This window comes from Ruegeria sp. AM4, assembly GCF_056540665.1.
The window spans coordinates 32,049-56,718 of the sequence record NZ_JBQFXD010000002.1 but is presented as its reverse complement, the minus strand read 5'-3'; the positions used below and the strand labels follow the sequence as shown (position 1 = coordinate 56,718).

The window sequence follows — 24,670 nt, the reverse complement described above, 5'->3', positions numbered from 1 at the left end:
ATCTTACCCCGTCATGCCAAGCTGCGCGCGCGCGGCGCTGAGCTTTTTGAAAAAGTACACGGTGAACGCGATCGACAGCAGGATCGAGACATATCCCATGGCGTTGGCCAGCCCCATCTTGGCGTCGACATACCCAGTACGCGCCATCAGCGTCCAGATCAGCTCGGTCCGGCGTGCAGGTCCACCACCGGTCATGATTTGAACGATGTCGTAAGCCCTAGCCACATCCAGCGACCGGATGGTCATCGCGATAAAAATAAAGGGCATAAGGAACGGAAGCGTGATGTGGCGAAAGCTTTGCCAAGGGGTGCAGCCATCGACCTTGGCGGCCTCTAGCGGATCGCGCGGCATAGCGAACAGACCTGCGAGAATGAGGATGGCAAAGACCGACGTACTCATCCAGATCTCGGCAAACAGGATCGAAAACAGCGCCAATTTGCCATCGACCAGCCAGGGCAAGGCAGCGTCGGAAAGGCCGGTGGATTGCAGCACGTTGTTCACGAGCCCGACATTGTCATTGAAAATGAACTTGAACTGAAAGCCGACCAATATCGGCGAGAACATCATCGGGAACATCAGGATGGTCCGCAACGTACGCTGGCCCCAGGTGACTTTGTTGACCATCAGTGCAATCCCGAGACCCAGCAACATTTCCATGTTCAGCGCGATCGTGAGAACAAGAACTGTCCGGCCAAAGGCGGCCCAGAAGTTCCAATCCTGCAAAATGCGTTCGTAGTTTCGGGTGCCGATCCATGTCCACAACGTGGAAGGACGAGTCAGCTTGTAGGGGGTAAAGCTGGAATAGAGCGAAAACAGAAGCGGGATCAGAACCACCGCAGCGATCACGATGAACGCCGGCAACAGCAATAGAAACCACTCGGGCAAGCGGCGGCGCATGGCAAGTCCTTCTTACGGTACCATGTAGGAGTCGGTCAGGGCCGAAAGGCTAAAACATTGCCTCCCGGCCCCCGGGGGAGTGGCCTTAGTAGTGACCCGCGTCCTGCATCATTTCGTCTACACCGGCTGCTGCGTCGTTGAGAGCCTCCTCAACGCTTTTGTCGCCGACAATCGCGGCCTGCAGCTCAGGGAATACGATGTTAGTGCTTTCGCCCCATTCGGCGATTGGAGGAACCGCAAATGCATATTCGGCACCTTTGGCAAAGGCCGCCAGAGCCTCGGCGCGGAACGGGTCATCCCCGCTTTGCGCCGCGGCGACATTGGCCTCCCATACCGCAGACCGCGTCGGCAGCGAGCCACCAGCGCTTTCGGCCAACTGGCTTTCTTCGCTGGTCAGGAACCGAACCAGCGATACAGCGGCGTCCTGGTTCTCACAATCCGAAGTGACCGAGAAGCCATGATGACCGGACCAGCCGGTGCGCGTCACACTTCCCATCGGTTGCACCGCGACACCCACGTTACCAGCCGCCTTCGAGGATTCCGGATCATTGAAGAACCCAGCCCAACCCGGCCAGTCTAGGTTCAGCGCGACCGTACCCGAGGCGAACCCCTGCCCCAGATCGTCCCAGACATAGCTGAGCGTACCTGCCGGGACCGCTTTGGCATTGTAGAGGTCCACAAACCATTGCAACGCCCGCTGGCCCGCGTCTGAGTTGAAGGCCGGGCGCAGATCGTCACTCAGATACTGTCCGCCTTCAGCCACAAGCATTTCGTAGAACCGGCCAACGATGGCTTCGTCCTTGCCAGCATATTGCGTGCCATAGAAATTTGGTGGGTCAGCAAAGAAAATCGCCTGATCTTTGAACTGGTCCCAGGTTTCAGGAACAGCCAGCGGATAGCCATATTCAGCCTCAAACGCCTTGGCCTTTTCCTCGTCCTCGTAGTTTGATTTCAGATAATACAGTACCGAAACGTCGAACTGCGCACGTGGTAGCATTAACAATTCACCATTTACGGTCGAAGCGTTGATGTTGCCGCCGACGAACTCTGCGACTTCTTCGGCCGGAACATGGTCAGTCAGATCGATGTACAGCCCCTCATATTGCGGCGCGAAAGACGAATGATTGGAACCGACGCACCAAGAAGTGGTGCCCGCCGCCATGTCCGACTTGATTTCCTTATCAATCTCGAAATGGCTTTTCTTGGAGATGATGTTGACTTTGCCTCCGGTCGCCGCCTCCCAATCTGCGATGCGGCCGTAGAGACCCTCATACTGCTGACCACCGATCAATTTGGCGTCAATCGTGACCCCAGGAAAGCTGCCGTAGTCCTCGGCCGAAGCCGATTCGGCGACAGAAACAAGCGCGGTACATGCAGCCAACGCTCTGAAAACACTGTTTTTCATAGTTCTTCCTCCCTTACCAGGCGCAGCAATCTGTTGCCCGGCTCCTCATGGATATTCATTTATAAAACATTTATTTGTTTTTAAATCAATCCTTGACTGCCCGCGCGCCGGGCCGATAAAACACGGGTCAGCAACGCAGACAGGACATCGCAATGCCCAATGACCCCGAAACCAAATATCGCGCGCCAGCGCTGGAAAAGGGTCTCGATATCATCGAACTGTTGTCGGACAGCCATGATGAGATGTCACAAAGCGAAATCGCGCGGGCGCTGGACCGTTCACAAAGCGAGATCTACCGGATGCTGTCGACACTGGTTCGGCGCGGCTATGTCTCGCGCACAAGCGGTGATCGCTATTCACTGAGCCTCAAACTGTTCTCGACCGCGCAACGCTATTCACCAATCAACCGCCTGCTGGAGGTGGCGACACCCAAAATGCGGCGCGCCTCGCGCACGGTCTGGCAGTCGTGCCATCTGGGGATGGAGGCCGGAGGCGCCATTGTCATCGTCTCGTCCGTGGAAAGCCCCGGAAACTGGGGGCTGGCCATTCGAACCGGATCGGTCATCGGCCTGTGCAACACTGGCACCGGGCGTGTGCTTGCAGCCTTTCGCAGTGAGGAAGAGTTGCAGCAACTGATCGCCACGCATACTCCGGCGGTCGGCGAGCCGGAATTTGACGAGCCTTTGTTTCGAAAAGAACTGCAGCAAATCCGCGAGATCGGATATTACAAGGCCAAGTCGGAAACCACGCTTGGCGTTACCAATCTCAGCTTTCCGATCTTTCATCCCTCCGGTGAAATCGTCGCGGTTCTCAGCTGCCCGTTCCTGGAACGTGTAGACGCCATGCGCACAGCTAACCTGGAAGAGACCGAGCACGCCTATCGCCATCTGGCAAACGAACTGACCGCCTATTTCCAAGGCGGAACTCTGGATGACGAGGGCGTTGCCCCATGACGGTCAACCGCTTTCCAACGCGCAAATTGGCCAACGGAGCGCTGTCGCTGCCGGTTCTTGGCTTCGGCGGAGCACCTCTTGGCGGGTTACTACAGGCAAATGACGCTGCGGAAACGCACGCCATGCTGCAGCAGACGCTCGAGGTCGGGTACCGGTTCTACGACACTGCGCCGTTTTATGGGTTTGGCCGTTCGGAACACATGACAGGCAATCTGCTGCGCGGGCAGGACTATATCCTGTCGACCAAGGTCGGAAGGCTGTTGCAGCCAGGTCTGCCCGACGATCCGGCGGCAATGGGCTGGCCTGATCCGTTCCCGTTTCATCCGGTCTACGACTATTCCTACGATGGCATCATGCGTTCGTATCAGGACAGCCAAAAGCGTCTTGGCCTGGATCGGATCGATATTCTGCTGGTTCACGATATCGGGCACATGACTCACGGCGTCGAAAACCTCCGCCATTTTGACGCGCTGAGAACCAGCGGCTACCGGGCATTGGAAGAGCTGCGCAGATCGGGTGACGTCAAGGCAATCGGGCTGGGCGTGAACGAGGTTGAAATCTGCCGAGAAGCTTTGAAAATCGGCGATTGGGATCTATTCCTGCTGGCAGGCCGCTACACATTGCTGGAACAGGCACCGCTTGGGGATCTGTTTCCCGAATGTGCTGCTGCCGGAACTGCAATCATCATCGGCGGCCCTTACAACTCTGGTATTCTGGTTGGGGGCGACACCTGGAATTATGGTGCCGCTCCGGCAGATGTCGTTGACCGTGTCCGCGCCCTGTCCGATTGCGCCACCCGCCATGGTATCCCGCTGCCTGCCGCCGCTCTCCAGTTCCCCTTGGCCCACCCGCAGGTGATCTCGGTCATTCCGGGACTGCGCAGCCGGTCCGAGTTGCAGCAGACGCTGGATTGGGCGGCAACCGACATCCCCCTGGACTTCTGGCACATGCTGCAGACCGAAGGGCTTTTACACCCCGAAGCACCACTGCCGGACGCCAACCCGTTTCAAGAGGTTTGACTTATGCGCATTGACGCTCATCAGCATTTCTGGGCACTGGCCCGAGGCGATTATGGCTGGCTGTCACCAGAGCTGACCGACATTTACCGGGACTTCCTTCCCGACGACCTGATGCCTTTGTTAAATCAGTCCGGAATTGATGGGACAGTCCTGGTGCAGGCAGCCCCCACTGTGGCAGAGACCGAATTCCTGCTGACGCTTGCCGATCAGCACGACTTTATCAAAGGCGTGGTGGGTTGGGTCGATTTCGAGAACCCAGAGGCCATAGCGGATATTGATCGCTATATGAAACATGACGCCTTCGTCGGGTTGCGGCCGCTGATTCAGGACATTGCCGACCCAGATTGGATGTTGTCGACCAAACTGAAACCCGTTTTCGAGGCTCTGATTGCGCGCGACCTGACATTCGATGCCCTGACGTTGCCGCAGCACCTGAAGAACCTGCACAAGTTGTTGTCACGGCACCCTGAATTGCGCGTTGTGATCGATCACGGTTCGAAACCTGCCATCCGAGACGGTCTGATCGATGAATGGGCCGCAGACATGACAGCACTGGCCGACGACACCGGTGCATTTTGCAAACTGTCGGGCCTGGTGACCGAAGCCAACCCAGACTGGTCGACGGACACGTTGCGCCCATATGTCGATCATCTGCTTACAACGTTCGGGCCGGACCGATTGGTTTGGGGCAGCGATTGGCCCGTCTGCACTCTGGCCAGCGGCTATGAGCGATGGGTCGCGGTCACTGACGAACTGCTGGCAGACCTAACCCCAAAGGACCGCACCGCCGTCCTTGGTGACAACGCGGCCCGCGCCTATAAGTTGCGAGACTGATATGTCCAAAGCGCCTCAGACCATCAAGCTAAGCGCCTCCGACAACGTGATTGTCGCATTGACCGATCTGGAAAGCGGCTCGCGCCCCGAAAACTCGGGGATTACGCTCAACTCAGCGGTCGCGCGCGGCCACAAGATTGCCATTGCCGCCATCGCAAAAGGTGACAATGTCCTGCGTTATGGCCAGATCATCGGACAGGCCACCCGCGACATCGCGCCCGGCGATCATGTGCATTCCCATAATCTGGGCATGGGCGCGCATCAGCAGGATTATGGATTTGCCAGCAAATCCCACCCATTGCCCCGGTTGGACACAGGCAGAACCTTTGAAGGCTTTCACCGGGCCGACGGACGCATCGGAACACGCAATTACATCGGCATATTGACCTCGGTGAATTGTTCCGGGTCTGTTGCCCGGTTTATTGCCGAAGCAGCAGAGAAATCGGGGATGCTGGATGACTACCCGAATGTCGACGGGATCGTCCCAATCGTGCACGGAACCGGCTGCGGCATGTCCGGCAAGGACGAAGGCTACGCCACCCTGCACCGTACCTTGACCGGTTATGCGCAGCACCCGAACTTCGGGGGCATTCTTCTGGTCGGACTGGGGTGCGAAGTCATGCAACTCGCCGATCTGGTTGGTGGTCGTCCAATCCGAGCGGATGGCGCGCTGCGCTATATGACAATCCAACATCAGGGGGGAACGCGAAAGACCATCGAAAAAGGTCTTGTGGAGCTGGAAGGCATCGTTGCGCTGGCCAATCAGGCGGCGCGCCAACCCGCGCCCGTCAGTGCGCTGACCGTTGGGATGCAATGTGGTGGCTCGGATGGGTATTCGGGTATCACCGCAAACCCAGCGCTCGGATACGCCTCGGACCTGCTGGTTCGCCTGGGCGGCACGACCATTCTGTCGGAAACCTCAGAGGTTTACGGCGCTGAACACTTGTTGACCCACCGCGCCGAAACAAAAGAAATCGGCGAACGCCTGATCGAAAGGATCAAATGGTGGGAGGACTATACCGCCCGCAACGGCGGTGAGATGGACAACAACCCCAGCCCCGGCAACAAACGCGGCGGGTTGACCACAATCCTTGAAAAGTCATTGGGCGCAGTGGCAAAAAGCGGGTCGGCCCCGCTGAGTGGCGTCTATCTTTATGCCGAGCAAATCGAGCGGTCCGGGTTGGTATTTATGGATAGCCCTGGCTATGACCCCTGCTCGGTCACCGGGCAGGTCGCCTCGGGGGCGAACCTGATCGTCTTCACCACCGGTCGCGGGTCGGTCTCGGGGTACCAGCCAACGCCGTGCATCAAGCTGGCGACAAATTCTGAGATGTATGGTCGCATGTCCGATGATATGGACCTGAACTGCGGCGACATCATCACCGATGGCGTTACGATTCAGGACAAGGGCACTGAATTGCTTGAGCTGATGATCCGCGTCGCCTCAGGCGCGCCGACCAAAAGCGAAGACCTGGGCTTTGGCGGGGTCGAGTTCGTACCCTGGCAAATCGGCGCGACAATGTGAATGTCGCGCTACGCGGCCAACAGCCGTCGCACTCACAATCGAACGAGATATCCCACCAACGCGCTCGGAGTATTGCTCGAGCGCATATAGCAAGCAGTCAGAATTTGGATCTCGCCACGCCAAGAAACGCCTGCTCTGCCTTTGGGTCCTGGGCTCAAACGCTGTCGATTCAGACTTTTCGCAAATACGCCCAGGAGACATATCCCTTTAGTCCGCGCGCGCGCTGCAAGGACACGCGGCACCAGCGGGTGCCTCCGGTCTGCTCGCAACTGTGAACGCGCAGGGCGGTTCCGTTTGGAAGGCCGACGATCACGTTGAAACCAATTCCGGGTCCTGCTCGCAACTTCAGCATGTCGCCATCTTCGACCCCAAAGACCTCGTACCGTCCAAGCGAAGCAGCCGCTGCCGATCCCGCTTCGACAATGGCAAGCTGAAATAATACCGCCAAGAATAAGTATATTGTTTTTCGCATCACATTGACCTGCTTGTTGCCTCAACAGCATTCGTAGCGATTCAGAGCATCCGGCGGAACCACTTTCCAACAAGAATACGCGCTTCTTGTTCTGTCGTTGAAGCAGCATACCAAACAGTTAAAACGGTTTGATGCGGGGTTCCCTTGTCTTCAAGGTTGCCGAAAACAAGTGGGCACGGATCCAAACAGCGCTTCTTCGGTGGAAAGAAAGTAACTTCAGGGTACGGGTCGGAGAAGATTTGGTGGAGCCTAGGGGAGTCGAACCCCTGACCTCTTGCATGCCATGCAAGCGCTCTCCCAACTGAGCTAAGGCCCCATCATGGTACCGCTATTGCGGTGGACGGACGTTTATGAGACGGCGCTTCCAAGCGCAAGTCTAAAAACGCGTTCGGGCAAAAAGTTTCTGCCGCTTATTACCCGAAGCAAAACAGATGAGGCGGCCTGCGCCGCCTCTTTCGCCGATCAGGAATCTTCGTCAGACGACATGTCCTTGATATCATCCAACGAGACGTTTTCGTTGTCGTCGTCATCGTCCAGCAGATCGTCGTCCAGCTCGACATCGACGTTGTCGTCATCGTCCAGAACGATGTCTTCATCCGACGACGCCTCGCGCGCCTTGACCGATGCCGCGTCCTCGGCGTCGGCGGCAATCATCCGGCTTTTGCCGGTGTCCAGTTCGACGATCTCGCCCGTGTAGGGGCTGACGATCGGGTCCTTGTTCAAGTCGTAGAACCGTTTGCCTGTTGTCGGGCAAACGCGTTTTACGCCCCATTCTTCCTTGGGCATATCAAATCCCCTTGATATCAGGTGAATCTCATCAATGATTCAGGTCACCTGCCATATGCGGCAGGCACTGTCAAAGCCTTTACGCCGAGGAGCACACGCCATGGGGCGACACGACTTGCCAGGAAAGCCCCCAGTTCCGCTGACGCTGCGAAAATCCGCGCGGGCGCGGCGTATCAGCTTGCGGATTTCCCAGTTGGATGGGCGGGTTACGTTGACCTACCCGCAGGGGATTGCCGAAACCGAGGCTTTGAAGTTCGCCCATCAGAAAGAGGATTGGATTCGACGAAATCTGCAGGAACGACCCGATCCCGCCACCGTTCAATTTGGCCAGACCCTGCCTGTCGAAGGGGTTCCTCGCCGAATCGTACCCGAACCCGGGCGTCGAGTGGTTCTGCGGCCCGATGAGATTGGCGTGCCAACCGGGTCCGAGGCGCGACGGCTGGCGCGATTCCTGAAAGAGATGGCCCGGGATCGTCTGACTGGCGCATGCGATGACTATGCTTCGATGCTGGGGCGCCCTTACACGACCCTGACATTGCGTGATACCCGATCCCGCTGGGGGTCATGCAGTTCCGCCGGAGGGCTGATGTTTTCTTGGCGCCTGATCCTCGCCCCATCCGAAGTGTTGCATTACGTGGCTGCGCATGAGGTGGCGCATCTGGCGGAAATGAACCACTCACCCGCGTTTTGGGCGCAGGTCGAACGGATTTTCGGCCCCTACAAGGAACCGCGCCGCTGGTTGCGGGATCATGGGGTCGAACTGCATCGCTATCGCTTTGACGCCGGGGCCGGTTGACGTCACCGAAATTTGTGATCACATAAACGGATGTTGAGCGCCCGCCCCGCAGAATCTCAAACAGCCACGCATGACAGGGTGTACCGTGCCCTGCGTTCCCGCATTCTGCATGGTGAAATCGCGCCGGGTCAGGCGCTGACCCTGCGCGGCATCGGCGCAGAATTCGACGTTTCCATGACCCCTGCGCGTGAGGCGGTGCGCCGATTGGCGGCTGAGGGTGCGTTGACGCTGTCGTCGTCGGGCCGCGTCTCAACACCCGAGCTTACCAACGACCGGATCGAAGAACTGGCCGCGCTTCGGGCGCTGATCGAAGTGGAACTGGCCAGCCGCGCCCTACCGCGCGCGCATATTGCACTGATCGACCGTTTGCAGAGCATCAATATGGCGGTCGCCGAGATGGTCACCAAACGCGACGCCGTGGGCTATATCCGTACCAATCTCGAGTTTCACCGTACGCTCTATCTGCGCGCACAGGCCCCGGCAATGCTGGCGATTGCGGAAACCGTCTGGTTGCAGTTGGGGCCCACGATGCGCGCCCTTTACGGGCGCTTGCGCCGCACGGAACCGCCGCACTATCACAAGCTGATCATCGCGGCCCTGAAGGCGGGTGATGAGCCTGGCTTGCGGCTGGCGGTGCGTTCGGACGTCACCCAGGGGTTGCGCCTACTTGTCAGCTGAGCGGCTTATCGCCCACGTCGCGTTCTTTGCTCTTCGGCTGCCCGTATTGCTGGTTTGCGTGGATCGACTGCGGTAGTCTTGATGCAAATCACAAACAAGAGCAGTTTTCAGCCATGATTGATCGACGGACCTTTTCCTTAGGACTCGGGACAACCCTTCTTGCCGCTTGTTCTGGTGGCACCGCGCCGACCAAAGCGCCCGCCTCGCGGATGCGCCCAGCCCCCAACGCCGGTTGGGATGCCTGGGTGGCCAATTTCAAGGGGCGCGCGGCGTCTCAGGGCATATCGCAGGCGACAATCAACCGCGCATTTCAGGGTGCCGGGTATTTGCCGGGGGTGATCGAACGGGACCGCAATCAGGTCGAGTTCAAGCGCTCGCTTGAGGATTATCTTGCCATCGCGGCCTCGGATGAACGCATCAGCACCGGCAAGCAAATGCTGCAAAAGCACAACGGAACCCTGACGCAGATCGAAGCCAAATACGGGGTCGACAAAGAAATCGTCGTGGCCGTCTGGGGGCTGGAAAGCCGCTATGGCGCGCGACGCGGGGACGTGCCGGTCATCTCGGCAACATCCACATTGGCCTATAATGGCCGACGCGGTGCCTTTTTCGAAAAGCAGTTGGTTGCTGCGCTGAAGATCATTCAGGAAGGCGACACAACACCTGCCAACATGACCGGCAGCTGGGCTGGCGCAATGGGGCACACCCAGTTCATTCCGACCTCGTACCTCGCTTACGCAGTAGATTTCACCGGCGACGGTCGGCGTGATATCTGGTCAGAAGACCCGGCGGATTCGCTGGCCTCAACCGCTGCATACCTGTCGCGCGCGGGTTGGGTCCGGGGGCAACCTTGGGGGGGTGAGGTCGGCACGGTTTCGGGTACACCGATAGCGGTTTTGCAGCCACAGACCCCTGGCCCTCGCATCGCGGTGTTCCGCAACTTTCAGGTAATCAAGCGATATAACAACTCTGACAGCTACGCGATTGGTGTCGGCCATCTTGCCGACCGGATTGCCGGAGGATCGCCGTTTCAAGCGTCGTTCGGACCGGATGAAACCGGGCTGACACTTGAAGATCGCAAAGAACTGCAACGCCGCCTGACCACGGCCGGTTACGACACGCAAGGAGCAGATGGTGTGATCGGCAAGAACTCAGAGGCGGCGATCAGCGCCTATCAAAGCGCAAACGGGCTGCCGGTCACCGGCAAACCCTCGGTCGAATTGTTGCGCAGGCTCGGAGGCTGACGGCTTACGCCGCCAGACCTTTGGTGCCAATGTCGAGGAATTTCTGGCGGCGGTCCTTGATCAGGGCCGCCGGCTCCTTGCCATCAAGCTCTTTCAGCATTGCGGCAATCGCATCGCGGACGGCTTCGACAGCAGCCGGGCGATCGCGATGGGCACCGCCCTTGGGTTCGGCGATGATGTGATCGCAAACCCCTAGCTTGTGAAGGTCCTGCGCGGTCAGACGCAATGCCTCGGCCGCTTCGCGCATTTTCTCCGCATCTTTCCACAGGATCGAGGCGCAGCCTTCGGGCGAGATAACCGAATAGACCGAATGCTCAAGCATCGCGACGCGGTTAGCCGTGGCAAATGCAACGGCCCCACCGGAACCGCCTTCGCCAATGATCACCGAAACCAGCGGCACGCCGATCTTCAGGCACATCTCGGTCGAACGGGCGATCGCCTCGGACTGGCCACGCTCTTCAGCGCCCTTACCGGGATAAGCACCTGCCGTATCGATCAGGGTGATCACGGGTAGACCAAAGCGACCCGCCATTTCCATCAGGCGCACGGCCTTGCGATAGCCCTCGGGACGGGCCATGCCAAAGTTGCGCTCGATCCGCGATTTGGTGTCCGATCCCTTTTCGTGGCCGATCACCATAACCGGCTGATCGTTGAAACGGGCCAAGCCGCCGATTACGGCCAGATCGTCGGCAAAGTTTCGATCCCCCGCCAGCGGAGTAAACTCGGTGAACAGCTCTTTGACATAGTCCTGACAATGGGGCCGTTCGGGATGACGCGCGACCTGACATTTCCGCCACGGGGTCAGGTCGGCATACAGTTCGTCCAGCAGCTTCGCGGCTTTGGCGTCCAGCGCGGCGGCCTCTTCGGTCACGTCCATCTCTTCATTGGCGCGAGCCAGCGCGCGCAATTCCTCGGCCTTGCCTTCGATCTCGGCCAGCGGTTTTTCGAAATCCAGATACTGGGTCATGACGCCTCTCAACGCGGAAGTTCCCTGCTATATGACCTGTGGTTGCCCGGGATGCAACTCAGCAAGATTTGTGGAGGCCGAATATGCGACCACCATCAGGCGAAGAAAAGGTAGAGAGCCGATGACCACCAGCTACGAAGACCGCATCCTGCGGGTTTTGTCTTATATCCACGACCATCCCGCAGGGGATCTGTCGCTGGATGCGCTGGCGGATGTGGCGGCGATGTCGCGGTTCCACTGGCACCGCGTGTTTCGCGCCATTACTGGCGAGACCTGCGCGCAGGCCGTTCGTCGGATCAGGTTGCATCGCGCCGCCTGTTGGCTGGTCCAGTCGGACAAGCCGGTGGCCAACGTCGCGACCGACATTGGTTATCCCAACCTCAATTCTTTTGCGCGGGCCTTTACCGAGGCCTACGGCAGAAGCCCCGCCTGTTTTCGAAAGGAGGGGCAGTTTCTGCCAGCCAATCCACATTTCAAAACCGGAGAATACCCAATGCATCCCGTGACAACACGCACCGAACCGCCACGCCGGGTCATCGCCCTGCCCCACAAAGGCGCTTATGCTGAGATCGGCAAAAGCTTTGAAGCCTTCGGAGCGCTATGTGAATCCCGTCAGTTGTGGCCGCAACTCGGCCCTGTGATCGGCTTGTATCTCGACAGCCCGGACGAAGTGCCCGAGCAGGACTTGCGCAGCTATGCTGGCGCAGAGTTTCACGGAGAGGCGACTCCCGAGGGGATGGAAAGCCTGAACATTCCAGGTGGGAAGACTGCGGTTCTGACTTTCAAAGGTCCCTATTCCGGGCTTGCGGCGGCCTATCACAGCCTGTTCGGCAACTGGCTTCCGTCGTCCGGCGAAGAGCCAGCGGATCAGCCATGTTATGAAGTCTACCTCAACGACCCCCGCGACACCGCGCCCGACGATCTGTTGACCGAGATTTGCCTGCCGTTGAAATAGTTCAGTTCGGCCAGAGAACCGGATAAAGCGACGCGACCAGCAACGCGGCCATGGTCCAGTTGAATATGACCAATCGGCGCGGGTTCGTCAGGATCCGCGCCATTTGCTGCCCCAGAATGGTCCAGGTGCTGACCGAGGGCAGATTCACCGCACCAAACACCAGCGCCACGATCACGATGGCACTCAGCGTATGATCGGGCGTGTAGGCGGTGGTTGCCGTCAGCGCCATCGCCCAGGCTTTGGGATTCACCCACTGGAACGCGGCAGCCTGCAAGAACGTCATTGGCGATCCTTCAACGTCGCGCCCCTCAGCCGGGGCGGCATGCGCGATCTTCCAGGCGAGATACAGCAGGTACAGAACCGAAAGGACCTTGAGGATCGTATAGCTCACCGGAAACCGGTCGAAGACCTGAACCAGCCCGGCCCCGACCAGCAGCACCATAAAGGTAAACCCCAGCCCGATCCCCAGCATATGGGGAACTGTTCGGCGGAACCCGAAATTCGCGCCAGACGCCATCAGCATCAGGTTGTTCGGCCCCGGCGTGATCGACGACACGAAGGCAAACATGATCAGGGCGATGAGGATCTCGTAGGTCATGATTGAAACAATTGCATCAATCCTACTAAATGAAATTGCGTTTTCGTGCAAGGTATGAGTATTTTCGCAACCTATGGCGAAGATCGACAAGATAAACCAACAAATATTGCAGGAATTGTCCCGCGATGGGCGGATCAGCAATCTGGACCTTGCGGATCGCATCGGTCTGTCCCCGTCGGCCTGTCTGCGCCGGGTTCAGGAACTTGAGCGCGCCGGCGTGATTTCGGGGTATCGCGCGGTTCTGAACCCAACCGCGATGGGCGTTGGCTTTGTTGCCTATATCGGCGTTGGTCTGGGCGAACATACCAAGGCAGCGCAAGAGGGTTTCGAGCGCGCTTTGCAACAATCGCCCGAGGTGGTCGAATGCCATAACATCACCGGCACTATCGAATACCTGCTGCGCGTGGAATGCGCGGACCTGCCATCATATAAGACGTTTCACACCGAGGTTCTGGGAACGCTGCCGCATGTCACCTCGATTACCTCTTATGTGGTGATGGGATCCCCCAAGGACATGCGAGGTTGACATCAGAGGCCCTGTCACGCCGCGGCGCGCGCCCTACAATAGTTGACTTCAAAACATGCCCATGGTTCGCTGCCCGGCATAGCGTTTTACCTGGGGATACTAATGTTGAAAACACACGCGCTGACGTTTGTGATTGCGTCCATTGCAAGTTCAATCGGGGTTCATGCCTCAGCCAACGAATTGACCGCCCCGCTGCCGATTGTGAAGCCGGGTCTGAAAGTCACCTATGCCGAAGCGCCCAAGAAGATCAAGAGTTTGGAGCAGGCCCGTGAACTGATCGATACGATCGGCGCAGCCGCGGATCCGGTGCCCGCGTTTGACTTTCGCGACACCGAAGACGGCGATCCGGTCATGACCGCCTCTCAGCCCTACAATGTTGCTGCGGAAATCACCGGGTTCATCAGGATCGACGAGCCGGGGTCATACCAGTTCGAAGTCTATTCAAATGACGGCGTCGAAACGAAACTGGGCGGGCATACCATTGGTTTTTTTGATGGCGTTCAGGGATGTGAAGGAAACGGCGTAACCGACGTCGAAATCACAGAACCCGGCTGGTACGAACTGACAACCCTGTATTTCCAGAAAGGTGGCAGCTCTTGCCTCATGATGAAATGGGGTAAGGACGGCGCCGAACTGGACTGGGTGCCGAACGATATTTTCGGCCACCAATAAGCAAAGACAAGGCCCCGCGATGGGGCCTTATTTGGTTTCGGCCTATGCCCCCGCTGCGATCAGTTCGGCCTGCGCAACGATAACCTCGGCCTGTTTGATCGAAGCGATGTCGACCAATCGACCCTTGTAGACGGTCGCGCCTTCGCCGTTGGCCTTGGCTTGCTCCATCGCGGCCAGAATCTCGCGCGCCTCTGAGACGGCCTCGTCCGACGGGGTGAAGACCTGATTGGCCAGCGCAATCTGCTTGGGGTGTATCGCCCATTTGCCGACCATGCCCAGCGTCGCCGAGCGTTTCGCCTGCGCGATATAACCGTCGTCGTCCGAGAAATCGCCAAAAGGACCGTCCACTGGCAATACGCCATGGGTCCGGCAGGCTGCAACAATCGCTGCCTGCGCCCAGTGCCATGGATCAGACCAGTGCTTTTCGCCTTCGCGCAGCATGTAGTAATTTTCCTGCGTGCCGCCGATCCCCGTGGTTTGCATGCCCATCGATGCCGCAAAATCAGCGGCCCCAAGGCTCATCGCTTGCAGACGGGGCGATGCGGCGGCGATTTCCTCGACATGCGCGATCCCGGCCGCTGACTCGATGATGACCTCGAATGATATCGGTTTGGTCCGGCCCTTGGCCGTTTCGATGGCAGTAACAAGCGCATCGACCGCATAGACATCAGCCGCGCAACCGACCTTTGGGATCATGATCTGGTCCAGCCGATCACCTGACTGCTCCAACACGTCAACAACATCCCGGTACCAATAGGGTGTATCCAGACCGTTGATGCGAACCGAGATGTACTTGTTACCCCAGTCCACGGTGTTCAATGCCTCGACCACGTTCGCGCGGGCGATGTCCTTGTCGGACGGTGCAACCGAATCCTCGAGATCAAGGTTGATCACATCCGCCGCCGAAGCCGCCATTTTCGGAAACAGCTTGGTGTTTGAACCCGGGCCAAACAACTGACAGCGATTGGGACGAGCCGGTGCGGCGGGTTGGATACGGAAACTCATCAGGGCCTCTTCAAGCAATGAAATTACGATTTTCTTCGCCAATTGGGTATTAAATTGCGCGACCATACGCAAGCATCATTGTGCATGTGCGGCATTGCATGCGCAGCAAGCTTCGTAATTTCAGCATTTCAGAGTGACGAAAGTTTAATCACATTGAAAACTTAGGAAATTCTTGCGCCATTACGACAACTCGTGCAACTTTCTCCCTCTCAAGCACGGCTTAGGTGTGGAAATTGAGAAGGTCTCGCTATGCGGCTTCTTTATTTTGCACCAGAATCAAAGGAGTGCCGCGCGATGATCGAAACACCGTATCTGCTGTTTTTGGGCGATGCGCCCGACCAACTGGCCGCCAAAGTGGCAATCGGGATCAAGGACTGGAGACCCGAGAACGCCGTCGGCCAGTTTCGGATGGATGGCTGCAAGGCCGATCTGGGCCTGAAAGACATGTCGCTGGTCGAAGCGCGCGAAGCCGGGGCCAAGACCCTGGTGATCGGCGTTGCCAACCGGGGTGGTGTGATCAGTCAGGAATGGAAAAAGGTTCTGGTCACCGCGCTGGAAGAAGGGTTTGACCTGGCCTCGGGCCTGCACAATCTATTGCGCGACGAACCCGACCTGGCCGCAGTCGCCGAAGCCACGGGCCGCAAGCTGCATGACGTTCGGGTGCCCAATGTCGACTACCCGATTGCAAACGGCATCAAGCGCAAGGGAAAGCGGTGCCTTGCGGTTGGTACTGATTGCTCGGTCGGCAAGATGTACACCGCCATGGCCATGGAGGCCGAGATGCGCCAGCGCGGCATGAAGGCGACCTTCCGCGCCACCGGCCAGACAGGCATTCTGATCACCGGCGACGGCGTGCCACTGGACGCGGTTGTGGCCGATTTCATGGCCGGGTCGGTAGAATGGCTGACACCTGATAATGACGAGGATCACTGGGACCTGATCGAAGGCCAGGGCTCGTTGTTCCACGTGTCTTATTCTGGCGTCACCATGGCCCTGGTGCATGGCGGCCAGCCGGATGCACTGATCCTGTCGCACGAACCTACGCGCGAACACATGCGTGGCCTTCCAGGATACCAGTTGCCGACGCTTGAAACCCTGCGCGACACGGCGCTGCAACTCGCGCGCGTCGCCAACCCCGCGTGCGAGGTTGTTGGCGTTTCCGTCAACACGCAGAACATGACAGAAGACGACGCCAGGGCCTTTCTGGCAAAGGTCGAGGCAGATCTGGGTCTCCCGGCAACCGACCCATTCCGCTTTGGTTCGGGCAAGCTGGTGGACGCGCTGGCCGCTTTGTGATCTGAACATCGCGCCGTTGGTGGGGTTGCTCGCCAACGGCGTGAGTATTTGAAAAAAATGAAGGAGTGTCTGCGTGCAGGTAGAAGTCTCTCGGGATGTGTTTCGGCTGGCGCAGGTGTTCACCATCTCGCGCGGGTCGCGCACGGAAGCCAAAGTTCTGACCATTCGAATATCGGATGGAACCTATCAGGGTTGGGGCGAATGCGTCCCCTACGCCCGCTACAACGAGACCTTGGAGTCAGTCGAGGCCCAAATCAGCGGGCTGCCCGCGCATTTCACACACCAGTCGCTGATGGACCTGTTGCCCGCAGGCGCTGCGCGCAACGCGGTCGATTGCGCCCTGTGGGATCTGGAAGCCAAGTGCGCTGGAAAGCGTGTCTGGGACCTGGCAGGGTTGCCAGCGCCGGGGCCGGAGATCACCGCCTATACCTTGTCCTTGGATACGCCCGAAGCGATGCGGGCGCAGGCAGCGCAGAATGCCCACCGGCCACTGCTGAAAATCAAGCTGGGCACTCCGGACGACATGCCGCGGCTTGAAGCCGTGCGCGCAGGCGCGCCGGATTCGAAAATCATCGTGGACGCCAATGAAGGTTGGTCGGCCGAAGTTTATGCCGACCTCGCACCGCATCTTGTTCGGCTTGGCGTGGCGCTGGTCGAACAACCCCTGCCCGCTGGCGAAGATGACGCGCTGATCGGGATGGACCGCCCGGTACCGGTGTGTGCTGACGAGTCCTGTCATGACCGCACGAGCCTGCCTGCGCTCAAGGGTAAATATGACGTGGTAAACATCAAGCTCGACAAGACCGGTGGCTTGACCGAAGCTTTGGCCCTGCGCGAACAGGCGCTGGCGGACGGCTATCAGGTCATGGTCGGATGCATGGTCGGAAGCTCGCTTGCGATGGCCCCTGCGACACTGCTGGCACAAGGTGCGATGGTAACGGACCTTGACGGGCCGCTGCTTCTGGCCGAAGACCGCGACAACCCGCTGACTTTTGATGATGCCGGAGTGCACCCGCCCGTGGCCGCGCTTTGGGGCTGAGGAGAATGACATGACCCGCACCGTTTATGTGAATGGCGACTATCTGCCGGAAACCGAAGCCAAGGTTTCGATCTTTGATCGCGGCTTTCTGATGGCCGATGCCGTTTATGAGGTCACGAGCGTGCTGGGTGGCAAGCTGATCGACTTTGACGGCCATGCCGTTCGTCTGAAGCGCTCGCTGGACGAGCTCCAGATGGCTGAGCCTTGCACCAAGGAAGAACTGCTGGACATCCATCGCAAGCTGGTCGAACTGAACGGCATCGACGAAGGTCTGATCTATCTACAAGTGACGCGCGGCAGCGATGGCGACCGGGACTTTGTGTTTCCGTCGGCCGACACCAAGCCGACGCTGGTTCTATTCACACAGAACAAGCCGGGTCTGGCCGACAGCCCGGCGTCTAAAAAGGGCGCGAAGATCATCTCGATCGATGACATTCGCTGGGGTCGGCGCGATATCAAGACAACGCAGTTGCTGTACCCTTCACTGGGCAAGATGATGGCCAAGGCAGCAGGCTGCGACGACGCCTGGATGATCGAAGATGGCTATGTGACCGAAGGTACAAGCAACAACGCCTACTTCGTCAAGAACGGCAAGATCGTCACTCGCCCGCTGTCCAACGACATCCTGCACGGAATCACCCGCAAAGCCGTTCTGCGCATGGCCGCCGAGGCACAGATGGTAGTCGAAGAGCGTCTGTTCACCATCGACGAAGCCAAAGAGGCGGACGAAGCATTCACCACATCGGCAAGCGCCTTTGTCATGCCGGTAATCGAGATCGACGGTGCCACACTGGGTGACGGCACCCCGGGTCCGATCGCCAAACGACTGCGCGAGATTTATCTGGACGAAAGTCGCAAGGCGGCGATCTGACGAAAACAGCCCGCCAATCAGGCGGGCTTTTTTTGCTTCAGCTTTTTTTGCCGACGTTTTCTTCGAACGCCACCTTGAAAGCCGCCTGCTTTTCGGCGCTGGCCTCGGTCTGGTAATTGGCTTTCCATTCATCCATGGTCATGCCGTAGAAGATTTGTCGGGCCTCATCCTTGCCCATCTCGATCCCCTTTTCATTGGCCGCTTCCTGATACCAGCGCGACAGGCAGTTGCGGCAGAACCCGGCCAGATTCATCATGTCGATGTTCTGCACATCCGTCCGATCTTGCATCAGGTGCTGTTGCAGACGGCGAAAGGCGGCGGCCTGAAGTTCTATTTCGGTTTGCTTGTCCATTATCCGGCTCCGGCTGGTTCTTTGGCGTTCCATGTCTGACCTAACAACCCGAACGCAGGCTTACAACAATCCCGAAGGGCCAGTGGCCCAATCGCGGCGATCTGAGCCCTAAGCCAGCTTTAGTGCCAACCAAGGTACCAGACAGTACACGAGCGTCAGGATCTTGTAGTTGGCGAGGTATCTGAAATAGGTCCCTTTCACTTCGGCACGCTCCATTCGGAACAGCCTGCTGTGAATAGTTGCGATCCGGTCCTGAAAGGCCAGAATCATCAACGTGGCAAAGCCCAGAAAGGCAATGTTCAGAACCGTCATCCAGCCGAAGACTGTCGTCAGGAATTCCTGAGTCATCGTCGTCTCCTTTCCGTCAACATATATGGTTCTGCAAGGCAGGTCGCAATGACGCGATCTTGGGAAACGACGGGTGGTGACCCTGCGTCACAAGCCGCTTTTTTCCAACGAGTCTTCAAAAATTTGCGCAAGACGGCCGGCCCAGCGCCGTTGTCCGTCGTGATCGGCTATCAGGTCGTTGCGCAGTTCGATCAGCGCGTTCGGGCGACCGAAGGCGGTGCAGTGCCTGTCTATCGCATCACCAGGCAGAACCCCCGTGTAGGGCTCGTTGATACCGACGCACAGGTCATCTTCGGCTTGCAGGCGGTCAGTCAACGGGCGCGAAAAGCGCTCGTCCGGGGTATGCAGCACACCGATGTGCCAGGGGCGCGGCGCGCGTCCGCGCAATTGCCGCGTGAACGAGTGCATCGATATGATCACCGCATGCGGCAGCGCCGCCATCTGCGCCAGCGCGTCGTGATAAGGACGGTAGCACATGTTCAGTCGGCGCTCGCGCTCGGCAGCGTCGGCGTGACGGTTCCCCGGAATGATCGAGCCGTCGTAAAGCTTCATCAACAGCGTCGGATCGTCCTCACCCCGGTTCGGGTCGATCACAAGGCGCGAGAAATTGGCCGCGATCACCGGCGCATTCAAAATCTCACCAAGATGTTTTGAAACCTCATAGGCACCGACATCATAGGCGATGTGACGCTCCATATCTTCACGCGCGAGACCAAGATCGCCACCGTTGATCTCGGGCGGAACGGTATTGGTCGCGTGATCGCAAGTGATCAGCCATCGCGACGGCCGATCGGCGCCGTGCACAAAAAATGGGGTGTATGTCATGAGCCTGTCATCTAGTTTGTCGCAGGTGTAGGGCAGTTGCTTTGAAAAGGGAATTGCGCAATAAGCACCCAAACCATGTTTGCGGTAACATTGAAGACGCGAGGAGAACAAGACCAATGCGACGCCTGAGAAATGTGAAAATCGTGGCGACGCTTGGGCCAGCGTCAAACGACTATGACACCATCCGTGCTTTGCACGAGGCCGGGGCGGACGTCTTCCGCCTGAACATGAGTCACGGTAGCCATGACGAGATTCGCGAACGTCACCGCATCATTCGCCAGATCGAAAAGGATCTGGACAGTCCAATTGCCATTCTGGCTGACCTTCAGGGTCCGAAACTGCGCGTCGGCGTATTTGCAAATGACGCTGAGGAGTTGGAAGAAGGTGCTGCGTTCCGTCTGGACCTTGACCCCGATGCCGGTGACATCAACCGGGTGTGCCTGCCCCACCCCGAGATTTTCGCGGCTCTGGAGCCGGGCGCGCGGCTGCTGGTCAACGATGGCAAAATCCGCCTGATCGTCGAAGATTGCGGTCAGGACTTTGCCAATTGCAAAGTCGAGATCGGTGGCACGATCTCGAACCGCAAAGGGGTGAATGTTCCGGATGTCGTTCTTCCTCTGGCAGCCCTGTCCGCCAAAGACCGCGACGATCTGGAGTTTGTCTGCCAATTGGGCGTTGACTGGCTGGCCCTGAGTTTTGTGCAGCGCGCCAAGGACGTGTTCGAGGCACGCGCCCTGGCCGATGGCCGGGCGGCGATCCTGTCGAAAATCGAAAAGCCGGCCGCGATCGAAGCGTTTGACGATATTCTCGATGCCTCTGACGGAATCATGGTGGCCCGTGGCGATCTCGGCGTGGAACTGCCGGTTTCGGCTGTACCGCCGATCCAGAAACGTCTCGTGCGCAAGTGCCGCACCGCTGCAAAGCCGGTCATCGTAGCCACCCAGATGCTTGAGAGCATGATTGAAAGCCCGATGCCCACTCGGGCCGAGGTCTCGGATGTCGCCACCGCCATTTACGAGGGCACCGACGCCATCATGCTCAGCGCGGAATCAGCCGCCGGTTCATACCCGATCGAAGCTGTTCAGACGATGAACAAGGTCGCCATCGAGGTCGAAGCCGACCCGACCTACACCCAGATCATCGCCGCCTCGCGCACCGCCAAGGGCACAACGGTCGCCGATGGCATCGTCGCTGCCGCGCGCGAAATTGCCGAGAAAACCGATATCAAAGCCATCTGCTGCTTTACGCAAAGCGGCACCACGGCCTTGTTGACCGCGCGAGAGCGTCCGGGCATTCCGATCATTGCCATGACACCGGCAACCGGAACGGCGCGCCGCCTGTGCCTGAGCTGGGGTTGCCACTGCGTGATGACGCCCGAGCTGGAGCGGTTCAAAGGCGCAGTGGTCAATGCCGCGCGTGCCGCCCGGGCCGCGGGCTTCGCGACCGACAAAGATCAGATCGTCGTCACCGCCGGGGTCCCGTTCAACGTGCCCGGCACAACAAATATCCTGCGCATCGCGCCCTGTGACGAGCGTCTGATCTATAACACCGATCCGGGTTGAGGGTGCGGCGCCAGATGGTGCCATACAACCTGAAGGATTCCTCGCTGCCTAATTTTTAGGCAGTATTTTGATAGTGTTTTCAGGGGCAAATTGCCTTCAGGCCCGGAATCTGCAAAAACCTCTCTGTTTTTTCGAGGTTTTCTCAGATACTTTCCGCAGGGGCAGTCTACTCAGCAAGTTCCAGGTTCCGGCTGCCCTGCCGGGGGCACGGGCCCCGGTACAATCAAAAATAATGGAGGAACGTCATGACAACAAAAATTGTCATCGGACTGGACGGGACAGAAACTGGAGAGCGCGCAATTGCCTTTGCCAAAGATTTGGCGGAACGGATAGGCACCTGCGAATTGCTTGTGGTTTACGTGATCGAATGGTCCCCATTTACTTTCCAGACACCGGAAGAAAACGCCTTAAGGCACAAACGGCGCGAAGAAGAGGTCGAGTTGGCGACATCACGGGTCATCACTCCGGCGGTCGAAGCGCTGAGCGCGGCTGGCTTCACGGCAAATGGCATCGTCCGCCATGGTGACGTGGCCGAGACGCTGAATGCGATCACTGTCGAAAACGGCGGTACGCAGATCGTCGTCGGGCGCGCCTCGGCGGATGGGTTCAAGAAACGCCTGTTTGGCAGTTCAACCCAGAATCTGGTCATGCATGCCGATGTACCGGTCACGGTCGTGAACTGAGGGGAGAGACGAGAATGAAAACTTTGAAACACGTCTGGCTGGCGATGATCGCCGCCCTGTTTGCAGCCCCTGCAATGGCGCAAGACGCGCCGGGACTGGACGAACGGATCAATCAGGCATTTGCCGATTTCACCGGCCCATTCGTCAGCTTCATCTTCGCGCCTTTCCCCGGAACCGGATTTCCGTGGATCGTTGGGTGGCTGGTGATCGCCGCAACAGTTTTTACGCTGTATTTTGCCTTTGTTCAGCTTCGGTTCTTTAGCCATGCGATCAGCCTTGTGAAAGGCGACTATTCCGACCCCAATGACGCAGGCGAAGTCAGCCACTTTCAGGCGCTGGCCACGGCTCTTTCGGGCACCGTTGGCCTCGGCAATATTGCCGGTGTGGCGGTTGCCGTCGGCATCGGTGGTCCGGGCGCTACGTTCTGGATGATCGTCGCTGGCCTTTTGGGAATGGCGTCGAAATTCACCGAATGTACGCTGGGCGTCAAATACCGCAACGAATACGAGGACGGCACCGTGTCAGGTGGTCCGATGTATTACATGTCCAAAGGGTTCAACGAGTTGGGCCTGCCTGGCGGTAAGATCCTTGCGGTTCTGTTCTCGATCTTCTGTATCCTTGGTGCACTGGGCGGGGGCAACATGTTCCAGGCCAATCAGGCGCACCAGCAGATTGCGGGCATCACGGGCGACTATCCTGGTTGGATCACCGGTCTGGTCTTCGCAGGTATCGTCTTTGCCGTGATCGTGGGTGGCCTGAAATCCATCGCGCGCGTGACCGAAAAGGTCGTACCGTTTATGGGCGTCATGTATGTGCTGGCCGCTCTGGTCATCATCATCATGCACGCGGATCAGATCGGCTGGGCCTTTGGCCAGATCTTCGCAGGCGCCTTCACCGGCCTCGGCGTGGCTGGCGGCATGGTCGGAGCACTGATCCAGGGCTTCCGCCGTGCGGCATTCTCGAACGAAGCGGGCGTGGGTTCTGCCGCCATCGCACACTCGGCGGTACGGACCAAAGAGCCGATCACCGAGGGTTTCGTCTCGCTGCTTGAGCCGTTCATCGATACGGTCGTGATCTGTACCATGACAGCGCTGGTGATCATCATCACCCAGCAACTGATCATTGATCCGGAAACCGGCAAGTACATGCTGAACGAAGCGGGCAACGCGATTGCAACCGTAGACGGCAATTCGGGCGTCAGCCTGACTTCGGCTGCCTTTGCAAGCGCCTTTGGCTGGTTCCCCTATGTGCTGGCCATCGCGGTTGTGCTGTTCGCTTTCTCGACCATGATCAGCTGGTCCTACTATGGCCTCAAGGCCTGGACCTATCTGTTCGGCGAGGGCCACACCAAAGAACTGGTGTTCAAGGTCATCTTCTGCATCTTCGTTGTCATCGGTGCGGCGGCCAACCTTGGGCCGGTCATCGACTTCTCGGATGCGGCGATCTTTGCCATGGCGGTTGTGAACGTCTTTGCACTCTACTTCCTGATGAAAGTGGTGCGCGAAGAGCTCGCCAGCTATGCAGCCAGACTGAAAAGCGGCGAAATCCGCAAGTTCGAGCACTAATCCGAGCCACCGGGGCGGCCCCTGTCGCCCCGGTGCCTTGCCAGCCTGCGAAAATCGCAGATTCTGGCCCGACCCCCCTTGCCAGTATGACCGAACTTGCGTAAACGGCGCTTCTGATCGCGTGACCGGCCGAGATGGCATGCCGAGTCGCGTCTGAAACCGAACCCGAGAATAGGAGACGGAAATGCCTAAGATGAAGACAAAGTCGAGCGCCAAAAAGCGCTTTAAGGTGACTGCGACCGGTAAGGTCCTTGCTGGCCAGGCCGGCAAACGGCACGGCATGATCAAGCGGACCAAGAAGTTCATCCGCGACGCCCGTGGCAACACCACCCTGTCCGCCCCCGACGCCAAGATCGTCAAGGGCTACATGCCCTACGACCGCTAAGAGGAGATTTGAGAGATGTCCCGCGTTAAAGGTGGAACCGTAACCCACGCCCGTCACAAGAAGATCATCAAGGCCGCTAAAGGCTATTATGGTCGTCGCAAGAGCAACTTCAAAGTTGCCACTCAGGCCGTCGACAAGGCCAACCAGTACGCAACCCGTGACCGCAAGAACCGCAAGCGCAACTTCCGCGCGCTGTGGATCCAGCGTATCAACGCTGCTGTCCGTTCGCATGACGAGGCTCTGACATACTCCCGCTTCATCAACGGCCTGAACCTGGCCGGTATTGAAGTGGACCGCAAAGTTCTGGCCGACCTGGCCGTGCACGAACCGGAAGCGTTCGGCGCGATCGTCGCCAAAGCTCAGGCCGCTCTGGCTGCCTGAGCCACGTCACAGAGACAGTGAATGAAAAGGT

Annotated in this window: 28 protein-coding genes and 1 tRNA gene; 18 read left to right on the top strand and 11 right to left on the bottom strand. The window is 58.5% G+C overall.

Going from position 1 to position 24,670, the window contains the following annotated elements:
• Positions 1 to 3: 3 nt before the first annotated feature.
• Entirely contained in the window at positions 4 to 897 is an 894-nt protein-coding gene (locus ACR0JA_RS05825; protein WP_480571314.1) for a carbohydrate ABC transporter permease, read from the bottom strand.
• A gap of 85 nt (positions 898 to 982) precedes the next feature.
• Positions 983 to 2,302 (bottom strand): extracellular solute-binding protein, encoded by a 1,320-nt coding sequence (locus ACR0JA_RS05820; RefSeq protein ID WP_480571311.1) that lies wholly within the window; start codon positions 2,300 to 2,302, stop codon positions 983 to 985.
• Between the two features lie 152 nt (positions 2,303 to 2,454).
• On the opposite strand from ACR0JA_RS05820, the gene ACR0JA_RS05815 reads away from it, so the two are divergent.
• The 4 genes from ACR0JA_RS05815 to ACR0JA_RS05800 are packed head-to-tail and all read left to right on the top strand — an operon-like array spanning position 2,455 to position 6,633.
• A complete protein-coding gene (locus tag ACR0JA_RS05815; protein ID WP_480571308.1) occupies positions 2,455 to 3,255 on the top strand; it encodes an IclR family transcriptional regulator in 801 nt (266 codons plus the stop codon).
• Positions 3,252 to 4,274 (top strand): aldo/keto reductase, encoded by a 1,023-nt coding sequence (locus tag ACR0JA_RS05810; RefSeq protein ID WP_480571305.1) that lies wholly within the window; start codon positions 3,252 to 3,254, stop codon positions 4,272 to 4,274. Before ACR0JA_RS05815 ends, ACR0JA_RS05810 begins: the two co-directional genes overlap by 4 nt.
• A gap of 3 nt (positions 4,275 to 4,277) precedes the next feature.
• On the top strand, positions 4,278 to 5,108 hold the full coding sequence (locus ACR0JA_RS05805; RefSeq protein ID WP_480571302.1) for an amidohydrolase family protein: 831 nt from the start codon (positions 4,278 to 4,280) through the stop codon (positions 5,106 to 5,108).
• A 1-nt stretch (position 5,109) separates the two neighbouring features.
• The gene (locus tag ACR0JA_RS05800; protein WP_480571299.1) at positions 5,110 to 6,633 is read left to right on the top strand and encodes a UxaA family hydrolase; all 1,524 of its coding nucleotides are present in this window, start codon (positions 5,110 to 5,112) and stop codon (positions 6,631 to 6,633) included.
• 169 nt (positions 6,634 to 6,802) lie between these two features.
• Here the strand turns inward: ACR0JA_RS05800 and ACR0JA_RS05795 are convergent, their stop codons facing one another.
• The 3 genes from ACR0JA_RS05795 to ACR0JA_RS05785 all read right to left on the bottom strand — a co-directional run bounded on the left by ACR0JA_RS05795 (position 6,803) and on the right by ACR0JA_RS05785 (position 7,891).
• Positions 6,803 to 7,105, bottom strand: a complete 303-nt coding sequence (locus ACR0JA_RS05795) for an SH3 domain-containing protein (protein ID WP_480571296.1) — start codon at positions 7,103 to 7,105, stop codon at positions 6,803 to 6,805.
• Between the two features lie 240 nt (positions 7,106 to 7,345).
• Positions 7,346 to 7,421 (bottom strand) — tRNA-Ala (locus tag ACR0JA_RS05790).
• A 146-nt stretch (positions 7,422 to 7,567) separates the two neighbouring features.
• Positions 7,568 to 7,891, bottom strand: coding sequence for a TIGR02300 family protein (locus ACR0JA_RS05785; RefSeq protein ID WP_480571293.1), 324 nt, complete (start codon positions 7,889 to 7,891; stop codon positions 7,568 to 7,570).
• A 100-nt stretch (positions 7,892 to 7,991) separates the two neighbouring features.
• Here ACR0JA_RS05785 and ACR0JA_RS05780 point away from each other — a divergent pair, with 100 nt between their 5' ends.
• The 3 genes from ACR0JA_RS05780 (at position 7,992) to ACR0JA_RS05770 (ending at position 10,609) form a co-directional block, all read left to right on the top strand.
• Complete coding sequence (locus tag ACR0JA_RS05780) at positions 7,992 to 8,687, top strand: M48 family metallopeptidase (protein WP_480571290.1); 696 nt, start codon at positions 7,992 to 7,994, stop codon at positions 8,685 to 8,687.
• 30 nt (positions 8,688 to 8,717) lie between these two features.
• Positions 8,718 to 9,365: a GntR family transcriptional regulator gene (locus ACR0JA_RS05775; protein ID WP_480571287.1), complete on the top strand. Its 648-nt coding sequence runs from the start codon at positions 8,718 to 8,720 to the stop codon at positions 9,363 to 9,365.
• Between the two features lie 113 nt (positions 9,366 to 9,478).
• A complete protein-coding gene (locus ACR0JA_RS05770) occupies positions 9,479 to 10,609 on the top strand; it encodes a lytic murein transglycosylase (protein ID WP_480571284.1) in 1,131 nt (376 codons plus the stop codon).
• A 4-nt stretch (positions 10,610 to 10,613) separates the two neighbouring features.
• Here the strand turns inward: ACR0JA_RS05770 and ACR0JA_RS05765 are convergent, their stop codons facing one another.
• Positions 10,614 to 11,576: an acetyl-CoA carboxylase carboxyltransferase subunit alpha gene (locus tag ACR0JA_RS05765; RefSeq protein WP_480571281.1), complete on the bottom strand. Its 963-nt coding sequence runs from the start codon at positions 11,574 to 11,576 to the stop codon at positions 10,614 to 10,616.
• 121 nt (positions 11,577 to 11,697) lie between these two features.
• Between ACR0JA_RS05765 and ACR0JA_RS05760 the strand changes: the two genes are divergently transcribed.
• Positions 11,698 to 12,531 (top strand): AraC family transcriptional regulator, encoded by an 834-nt coding sequence (locus ACR0JA_RS05760; RefSeq protein ID WP_480571278.1) that lies wholly within the window; start codon positions 11,698 to 11,700, stop codon positions 12,529 to 12,531.
• 1 nt (position 12,532) lies between these two features.
• On the opposite strand, the gene ACR0JA_RS05755 is transcribed toward ACR0JA_RS05760, so the two are convergent.
• Complete coding sequence (locus tag ACR0JA_RS05755; protein WP_480571275.1) at positions 12,533 to 13,129, bottom strand: LysE family translocator; 597 nt, start codon at positions 13,127 to 13,129, stop codon at positions 12,533 to 12,535.
• A 73-nt stretch (positions 13,130 to 13,202) separates the two neighbouring features.
• Here ACR0JA_RS05755 and ACR0JA_RS05750 point away from each other — a divergent pair, with 73 nt between their 5' ends.
• The gene (locus tag ACR0JA_RS05750; RefSeq protein ID WP_480571272.1) at positions 13,203 to 13,655 is read left to right on the top strand and encodes an Lrp/AsnC family transcriptional regulator; all 453 of its coding nucleotides are present in this window, start codon (positions 13,203 to 13,205) and stop codon (positions 13,653 to 13,655) included.
• Positions 13,656 to 13,757: 102 nt separating this feature from the next.
• Positions 13,758 to 14,327, top strand: coding sequence for a PA14 domain-containing protein (locus ACR0JA_RS05745; RefSeq protein ID WP_480571269.1), 570 nt, complete (start codon positions 13,758 to 13,760; stop codon positions 14,325 to 14,327).
• A 42-nt stretch (positions 14,328 to 14,369) separates the two neighbouring features.
• Here the strand turns inward: ACR0JA_RS05745 and ACR0JA_RS05740 are convergent, their stop codons facing one another.
• Positions 14,370 to 15,332, bottom strand: coding sequence for an L-malyl-CoA/beta-methylmalyl-CoA lyase (locus ACR0JA_RS05740; RefSeq protein WP_480571266.1), 963 nt, complete (start codon positions 15,330 to 15,332; stop codon positions 14,370 to 14,372).
• Between the two features lie 294 nt (positions 15,333 to 15,626).
• On the opposite strand from ACR0JA_RS05740, the gene dgcN reads away from it, so the two are divergent.
• The 3 genes from dgcN (at position 15,627) to ACR0JA_RS05725 (ending at position 18,538) form a co-directional block, all read left to right on the top strand.
• Positions 15,627 to 16,628, top strand: coding sequence for an N-acetyltransferase DgcN (gene dgcN, locus ACR0JA_RS05735; protein WP_480571263.1), 1,002 nt, complete (start codon positions 15,627 to 15,629; stop codon positions 16,626 to 16,628).
• Between the two features lie 73 nt (positions 16,629 to 16,701).
• Positions 16,702 to 17,667, top strand: coding sequence for an N-acetyl-D-Glu racemase DgcA (dgcA, locus tag ACR0JA_RS05730; protein ID WP_480571260.1), 966 nt, complete (start codon positions 16,702 to 16,704; stop codon positions 17,665 to 17,667).
• A 10-nt stretch (positions 17,668 to 17,677) separates the two neighbouring features.
• A complete protein-coding gene (locus tag ACR0JA_RS05725; protein WP_480571257.1) occupies positions 17,678 to 18,538 on the top strand; it encodes a D-amino-acid transaminase in 861 nt (286 codons plus the stop codon).
• A gap of 37 nt (positions 18,539 to 18,575) precedes the next feature.
• On the opposite strand, the gene ACR0JA_RS05720 is transcribed toward ACR0JA_RS05725, so the two are convergent.
• From ACR0JA_RS05720 to ACR0JA_RS05710, 3 genes are all read right to left on the bottom strand, one after another.
• The gene (locus ACR0JA_RS05720; protein ID WP_480571255.1) at positions 18,576 to 18,890 is read right to left on the bottom strand and encodes a DUF1244 domain-containing protein; all 315 of its coding nucleotides are present in this window, start codon (positions 18,888 to 18,890) and stop codon (positions 18,576 to 18,578) included.
• Positions 18,891 to 18,998: 108 nt separating this feature from the next.
• Positions 18,999 to 19,238 (bottom strand): DUF6868 family protein, encoded by a 240-nt coding sequence (locus ACR0JA_RS05715; protein WP_480571252.1) that lies wholly within the window; start codon positions 19,236 to 19,238, stop codon positions 18,999 to 19,001.
• A gap of 87 nt (positions 19,239 to 19,325) precedes the next feature.
• Complete coding sequence (locus ACR0JA_RS05710; protein ID WP_480571249.1) at positions 19,326 to 20,063, bottom strand: N-formylglutamate amidohydrolase; 738 nt, start codon at positions 20,061 to 20,063, stop codon at positions 19,326 to 19,328.
• A gap of 116 nt (positions 20,064 to 20,179) precedes the next feature.
• Between ACR0JA_RS05710 and pyk the strand changes: the two genes are divergently transcribed.
• The 5 genes from pyk (at position 20,180) to rplT (ending at position 24,639) form a co-directional block, all read left to right on the top strand.
• Positions 20,180 to 21,625, top strand: coding sequence for a pyruvate kinase (pyk, locus tag ACR0JA_RS05705; RefSeq protein WP_480571247.1), 1,446 nt, complete (start codon positions 20,180 to 20,182; stop codon positions 21,623 to 21,625).
• Between the two features lie 245 nt (positions 21,626 to 21,870).
• Positions 21,871 to 22,308, top strand: a complete 438-nt coding sequence (locus ACR0JA_RS05700) for a universal stress protein (RefSeq protein WP_480571244.1) — start codon at positions 21,871 to 21,873, stop codon at positions 22,306 to 22,308.
• Positions 22,309 to 22,322: 14 nt separating this feature from the next.
• A complete protein-coding gene (locus tag ACR0JA_RS05695) occupies positions 22,323 to 23,873 on the top strand; it encodes an alanine/glycine:cation symporter family protein (protein WP_480571241.1) in 1,551 nt (516 codons plus the stop codon).
• A 184-nt stretch (positions 23,874 to 24,057) separates the two neighbouring features.
• Positions 24,058 to 24,258 carry a 50S ribosomal protein L35 gene (gene rpmI / locus ACR0JA_RS05690; protein WP_010443552.1) on the top strand — a complete coding sequence of 67 codons (201 nt, stop codon included), beginning with the start codon at positions 24,058 to 24,060 and terminating at the stop codon, positions 24,256 to 24,258.
• A 15-nt stretch (positions 24,259 to 24,273) separates the two neighbouring features.
• Positions 24,274 to 24,639 carry a 50S ribosomal protein L20 gene (gene rplT, locus ACR0JA_RS05685; protein WP_039523695.1) on the top strand — a complete coding sequence of 122 codons (366 nt, stop codon included), beginning with the start codon at positions 24,274 to 24,276 and terminating at the stop codon, positions 24,637 to 24,639.
• The last annotated feature ends 31 nt before the right edge of the window (positions 24,640 to 24,670 follow it).